We start from the raw sequence: 6,410 nt of genomic DNA on the forward strand, positions 1-6,410 counted from the left end.
CATGAGAAAGCCCATATAAATGGGTAATGTACAAGTTGCTGTAGAAGCATGTTTAATTCGTCTGATCACAGATACTTTATAAAGCATTTTAATACTTTTTTGAATCTGTCAATGCGTAAGTCCTATATAATAAGTATTCTCATTATTGTCTAATATTATTAAACTTCTTTCATAAATCAAAAAACAATCTTCGTTCTGATCCTTAGTTCAAAGCGATACATTGGGGTATCTCATTGTCAACTTTTTATTTAATGGTTAAGCAATTGAAAATGCATATTTCATCTAAAAGTAGACCATCCAAATGAAATTCTTCTCTTCCTGAGCTATTAGCAGGAATACTGAATGCTATTCTTGTTGCGAAAAGTTGTGGTATTTCTATAAAGCTACAGCCCTGAAATTTCACGGCTGTAGCTTTATAGTTCTCTGAGTAACGTCACGTGGATTTAATAGGTTTTATTATACTTTGTTATAAGGAATCTGATTAAATCACCATGATAGAGTTTTGGTACCAGGTTGAAAAATTGCTTCCCCCATATCATCAGGATTCGCATATTTTAAACCTTTGATAAGATCACCATCTTTAACACCATATTGATCCATACACATTTTACAGATAAAGACTTGTCCACCATTGACCATTATATTTTTCAGCATGGCCTGATGCTCTGCATATCTATGTTCGAAGCGGCTAGAAGCAAGCATAACCCCTTGATCGACTAAATATACAGTCAAGGGATGCCCTTTTTGGAATTGATTATTACTCATGCCGATGGCCATCTTTGTACGATGGGCATCATTACTGGTAAGCAATACAAATAATGGATCTTTTGTTGTTTCTGCTACTGCAATCGATAAACTTGAAAAAAACAGCAGAAAAGACAAGCTCAAGTTTTTAATAAATTTCATAGGATTTATACTCTTTTTAAATCAATATAACCTGAATTGTGGATAAGAAATTGGCTTAAAAAAAAGGTGGCTACATACTATTAGGGAGTTACCACACAACCTACGCTTTCAGAAACCATGTTTGATTTTACATATTTCTTCTGCATGATTGATGACTTTTTTCAAAAATCGAAGTAACTTATTGGCAATTTTTAAAATACGATCCTCTCAATTAAAAGTTTCGTAAATCGTGTTTATTGCCATTTAGTATAAATTTTCGTATTTCCATAATCTCAAAGCTTTATTCTTTTCATTAAAGCAAAATCACGGTCAACTCTTTAGATATTTACCTTGTTAACAACGGATAGTTTATCTCATCAGAGCACATCGATTGGCACTGTATGCTTTACATTTTGCCTTGATGAAAGATTATCAGAGCAATTATTATTTATGGATCGATCGACTACGCTGCCTGTATGCAAAAATCAGCGTATTCAACGGTATAAATATCTACCATTGCAACACGCGGTAAAAGCTCAATGGACTAGTTCTTTGGCTGTAAGCTGCATTTAATCATGAGTCAGTCAGGCAAGATTGTCAGTACAGCTTTACCTAATGAACATACAGCAGACATTAAAATGATTGAGCATTTGGTAGAAGGCTTAAAAACAAAATTCTATGCTGTTCGTGGATATATCAAGTCAAGAATTAAAAATCAAATTTGAGGAATCAAGACATTTGGTTCAATTACATATCATCGTAAAAATATAAAAACTATTCGTTTATCCAAAGCAGATGAATACCACTTAAAACAACGCAATAAAAAGAAAATTTATTCAGCTTATTGAAAAAATTAAGCTATTAATCTAAATCTATCAACTAGATAAAATACTTTAAATTTCTAAGCTTTTAGAAACTACGACCTTCTCCTTTTTCTTCATACGTTATTCCCTCACGAATATGATACAGTCGCTGGAAAGTCGGAATAATTTTATCGTCATGTGTAACAACAATAATTGCTGTTTGAAATTTTTCCGCCATTTCGTGCAACAAACGAATTACAGTCATGGCACGAACGCTGTCTAAAGGTGCCGTTGGCTCATCTGCCAAAATGACAGGTGGCTTATTAATCAAGCCGCGTGCAATAGCTACACGTTGTTGTTCACCACCTGATAATTGCCCAGGCATGGCATGAATACGATGCTGAACATCTAAAGCCGTTAAAATTTCTAAAGCACTTGCACGTGCTATGTTATTAGGAACACCTGCCAGCATAGGTAATAGCGCAACATTATCTAAAACATTCAAAAAAGGAATCAAATAAGGTGTTTGGAACATAAAACCAATTTTGTCACGTCGTAATGCGTTTAAATCTTTTACTAACCAGTGTTGATCAAAAATCACTTCATTCCCTAAAGTCATACGTCCTTCAGTGGGATCAATCACAGCGCCTAAACATTTTAATAAGGTACTTTTACCTGAACCTGACGGACCAATCAGTCCAACAACTTCTCCTGGATCCACCCACATATTGACATCTTTTAATGCATAAAAAGCATTATCACCTTGCCCAAAACGTTTTTTTAAACCCTCAATTAAAATTCCGTGGGTCATGTGTTATCCTCCAATTGCTTCGGCTGGATCAATACGTAATGCCATACGAATAGCTACTAGACTTGCCAACATACAAATCAACATCACAGCAATAAATCCAAGAATAGAATCCTGAGGAATCAATAATACATACTTTGGAAAATATGGCGCAGCAAAGGTTGAGGTGATTTTACCTATAGTAAATCCAATTAGACCAAGTGAGAGAGCTTGCTGTAAGATCATCCAGGCAATCGTTCGGTTGCGTGTTCCAATTAGTTTCAAAACTGCAATTTCTCGAATTTTATCCATGGTGAGTGTATAAATAATAAATGCCACAATTGCCGCACTCACCAAAGCCAAAATTACTAAAAACATCGCAATCTGCCTTGCTGACGTTGCAATCATCTTGCTAATTAAAATATGTTCCATTTGAAGACGCGTGTAGACAGTCAGTTGCTGCCAACGTTGGATGTGTGCAGCAGTATCTTCTGCGGAAGTACCAGTTTTAAGACGGACTAAAATTGCATTTACATAACGATTGCTGGTTTGAGCACTCAGAACACTGTCTAATAAATCTGGATAAGCAGGCCGATTGTAAATTGGATTTTGTGCGGTACGTCGGCGGTCTTGTAAAATTGCCGCATTATCTTTTTGAAATTGGGCTTGTTGTGCATCTTTAATCGGAATAAAAATCATCGGGTCACCACCTGATGACACCATTCGTCGAGTCAATCCTACTACAGTAAAATAATTACGACGGATTTTGATGCGATCACCTAATTTAAGTCCTGAAGTGATGTCTACAACAGCTTCATAGTGCCCTCGAGTCAATTGACGTCCCGCTAAAAGGTAAGGTGGCCAGCCTAAATTATTCCAGGCATGTTCACCTGTATGGATTCCAACCACCATCGCACGGATATCTTTATCTTTGTAATGAACTTGTGTGGTCAGATAAGTAATATTTGAGGCATGTGCCACACCAGGTATGTTCCTGATACTACGATATAAATCATCACGCACACTAGAGGATTCGGCATATGGACCAAGCGTATCTTGTTGCACAACCCAAAGGTCGGCTCCACTGTTATTCAATAATGCTTTGGCATCATCCACCATACCACGGTAGACACCCGCCATAATTAGAGTCACGCCGATCAACAAGCCAAGTCCAAAACCAGTAAAAACAAACTTACCCCATGACTGGAATATATCCCGACCGGCTAAGCTAATCATTCAGATGTTCCTGCAAGATTTTTTACAATATGCAAACGGTTTTTCGCATTAAGTGGTTTTTCACTATATAAAACGATTTGATCATTTTCTGATAGACCATCGAGTACTTGAACATCACCCTCTAAATTAGAGCGACCTAGTTTAATGTCAATAAATTGTAGTTTTTGATCTGTCACTTTCCAGACACCGACTTGGTTATTGATGCGGTGAATAGCAGCATTTGGAATAGCAAGGCTGCGAGACAGTGGTGCTAGTTTAATTGTCACTTCTGCTAATTCGCCTAAAGGGGGTAGAGGGTTAGGTTGTTGACTAAAGACTACTTTGGCTAAGATTTCTTCGGTAATAGCATCTGCACGAGGCTCTACCCATAAGATTTGACCTGAAAGTGTGCTACTTTGACGCGAGCGTAAATGAATTTGCGCAGGTAAACCTGAGGCTAAGCCAATCGCACTAGATTGATCGAAGCGTGTATTCAACCAAATAGACTTCGGGTCTACAATTTCCAATACGGTTTGCCCTGCAACTACAGTAGAGCCAGGTTCTGCATAACGGGCTGTGACTATACCTGGTGCTGTTGCCATTAAATTTAAATTGTCGCGCTGGGCTTGTAGTGTATTGAGGTCTGCACGGGCTTTATTAAGTTCTTGCTGCATTGAGCCAAGTGCCGTTGTAGCAAGATCAAGTTCCTGCTGCTTAATGGCGAGTGACTCTTGACTGGTGGCATTGATTTTGGTGAGTTGCTGATAGCGTTGAACTTGTTGCTGTGCAAACTTTTGACGAATTTGAATATCTTGTTGCTGAGAGATGATTTTTTGGATAATGGCACGTTGCGCAAGTATTTTTTCTTCTAAATCAACGGGATCCATTCCCCCTAAAAGTTGTCCAGCTTGTACAGCATCTCCTATATCGACTCGAAGGTTTTTAAGACGACCTGCCGTTGTGGGACCAATCTTGTAATTATGACGAGCTTCAACAGTCGCTATACCAAATAGACTAGGCTGAATGGATTTATACTGAACTTGTATCAGAGTGACCTTGACAGGTGCAAAAGGTCCTGTACGCAATAGGACATAAACCAAAAATAAGATTAATGTAATAAGCACTACAAGAACGGAAAGAGCCCTCTTTCCTAATAAAAATGTTTGCATCTGTATTTTGCTTATCTTATTTAATTAAGAATAAGATAATCTATTTTTAAGTATTATGTAAAACAATTCCTTCCTAATTTAGATACCTAATCGGTTCGGACTGCCACTATCTAAGCTCATTCCACTGAATCATCACTTTCTAATGAACTAATTCTTTCCCCAAAAAGGATTGTAGCAACCTCTCTAGTGAACACACTTTACCAAGCTATCCGATAAGCCTTAATTAAGTTCCCACTTAAAAATAAATGGGGACTTAATTCATGACTACAAATACCCATGCATGGGACGTAAAAACTGGCTGTTTTCAGGATCACTACGCAATGGCTAATGAGCTGTGAACACATGACGCTTACAGTCAGCGAAACTGAATGGACTGTATCCGTATCGTATGCCTATATGAGTGATTTATTCAGTATTGATGATGAAAAAATGACTTTATTGCACCAAACATCAACGTGACTGAACTGGATGAAGGCGCAAAACGATTTGATATCGTACTTGAAAAACGTGATGCAAAATTGAATACTGTGATGAGTAACAGTTTCGGTTTTGGCGGTGTAAATGCCTGTCTTCTTGTTTTCAAAAAATAGGAAGGCTAAGCTAAGAAGTGTTGATCATTCAGCCATGGATGATCAACTTCTGCCACACTGCCCTTTAAAAGGGTGAATGGATGGATGCTCCTTCTGATGCTTTCTTGTGGGTAAAAGCATTACATATTATTGCAGTCGTTTGTTGGTTCGCGGCATTGTTCTACCTGCCACGTTTATATGTTTATCATGCGATGAGTGAAGATGGCACGAGTCATCAGCGTTTCCAAATTATGGAACGCAAGTTGTACCGTGGCATCATGTGGCCGTCAATGCTTGCCACTCTCATCACAGCGCATTTTTTAGTGGATTGGGGTGATGCAACTCGGCATTACCATGAAGCACTCTGGTTTTACCTGAAAGTTGGATTAGTGGGCTTACTGGTGATTTACCATTTTGTTTGTGGTTATTACCGTAAAAAACTGATGGAAAACCCGCATTACAAATCACATAAGTTTTGGCGTTTCTTTAATGAAATGCCAACGATTATTTTACTCGCAGTAGTGATTTTAGTAGTGGTTAAACCGCAGTTTTAATCCAGTTGATTTAAAAGTACATTCTCTCTATTAAATGAGGAATTTAAAACCTCCTCAAAAATAGAATCCCTCCATCTACAAAGCAGTGCTTTTCACCTTCATAAAAGGCAGGAGTAATTTATATCTAATGCTTTATATGATTAATGGCACTGTTGCAAATAGGGATCTGAGTCGATGATGTTCCCTTTAAAAAGTGCTTAGAGACCAAAAATTCTATTCACTAGATATACTTAACCCTGATGCAGAGGTGGTTCCACTTGTTTGAACAACTAAAAGCTTATTTATAAGTGATATTCTGCTCAGTTAAGCTACCTTATTTTGTTGTGGTAGCTGGTCATAGTAAAACTCATCTGGAGTCATTTTGTCCAGACTCGAATGAGGTCGTTTCAAATTATAAAATTCAAAATATGCGTTTAATTGCTTCTTCG

General features: G+C 37.6%; 6 protein-coding genes and 2 pseudogenes. 3 read left to right on the forward strand and 5 right to left on the reverse strand.

Features of this window, described 5'->3' with window-relative positions; genetic code table 11:
• Positions 1–486: 486 nt before the first annotated feature.
• Positions 487–906 (reverse strand): DsrE family protein, encoded by a 420-nt coding sequence (locus FTT83_RS15210; RefSeq protein ID WP_180044076.1) that lies wholly within the window; start codon positions 904–906, stop codon positions 487–489.
• 117 nt (positions 907–1,023) lie between these two features.
• On the opposite strand from FTT83_RS15210, the pseudogene FTT83_RS16185 reads away from it, so the two are divergent.
• A pseudogene (locus FTT83_RS16185) lies at positions 1,024–1,735 on the forward strand (IS982 family transposase); the annotation flags it as partial.
• Between the two features lie 59 nt (positions 1,736–1,794).
• Here the strand turns inward: FTT83_RS16185 and FTT83_RS15220 are convergent.
• From FTT83_RS15220 to FTT83_RS15230, 3 genes are read right to left on the reverse strand one after another with little or no spacing between them, the layout of a single operon-like run.
• Positions 1,795–2,499, reverse strand: coding sequence for an ABC transporter ATP-binding protein (locus tag FTT83_RS15220; RefSeq protein ID WP_166171442.1), 705 nt, complete (start codon positions 2,497–2,499; stop codon positions 1,795–1,797).
• 3 nt (positions 2,500–2,502) lie between these two features.
• Positions 2,503–3,711 carry an ABC transporter permease gene (locus tag FTT83_RS15225; RefSeq protein WP_166171443.1) on the reverse strand — a complete coding sequence of 403 codons (1,209 nt, stop codon included), beginning with the start codon at positions 3,709–3,711 and terminating at the stop codon, positions 2,503–2,505.
• Entirely contained in the window at positions 3,708–4,775 is a 1,068-nt protein-coding gene (locus tag FTT83_RS15230; RefSeq protein ID WP_240921689.1) for an efflux RND transporter periplasmic adaptor subunit, read from the reverse strand. Before FTT83_RS15230 ends, FTT83_RS15225 begins: the two co-directional genes overlap by 4 nt.
• Positions 4,776–5,262: 487 nt before the next feature.
• Here FTT83_RS15230 and FTT83_RS15235 point away from each other — a divergent pair.
• Positions 5,263–5,449, forward strand: a pseudogene (locus FTT83_RS15235) (beta-ketoacyl-ACP synthase I); the annotation flags it as partial.
• Positions 5,450–5,529: 80 nt separating this feature from the next.
• The gene (gene hemJ / locus FTT83_RS15240; protein WP_086194909.1) at positions 5,530–5,982 is read left to right on the forward strand and encodes a protoporphyrinogen oxidase HemJ; all 453 of its coding nucleotides are present in this window, start codon (positions 5,530–5,532) and stop codon (positions 5,980–5,982) included.
• 303 nt (positions 5,983–6,285) lie between these two features.
• On the opposite strand, the gene FTT83_RS15245 is transcribed toward hemJ, so the two are convergent.
• Positions 6,286–6,410: integrase core domain-containing protein (locus FTT83_RS15245; protein WP_151800650.1), on the reverse strand; the 125-nt coding region annotated here is incomplete at its 5' end.

Origin of the sequence: Acinetobacter sp. YH01018, assembly GCF_013420295.1 — a bacterium.
In the GTDB taxonomy this organism is placed as follows: domain Bacteria; phylum Pseudomonadota; class Gammaproteobacteria; order Pseudomonadales; family Moraxellaceae; genus Acinetobacter.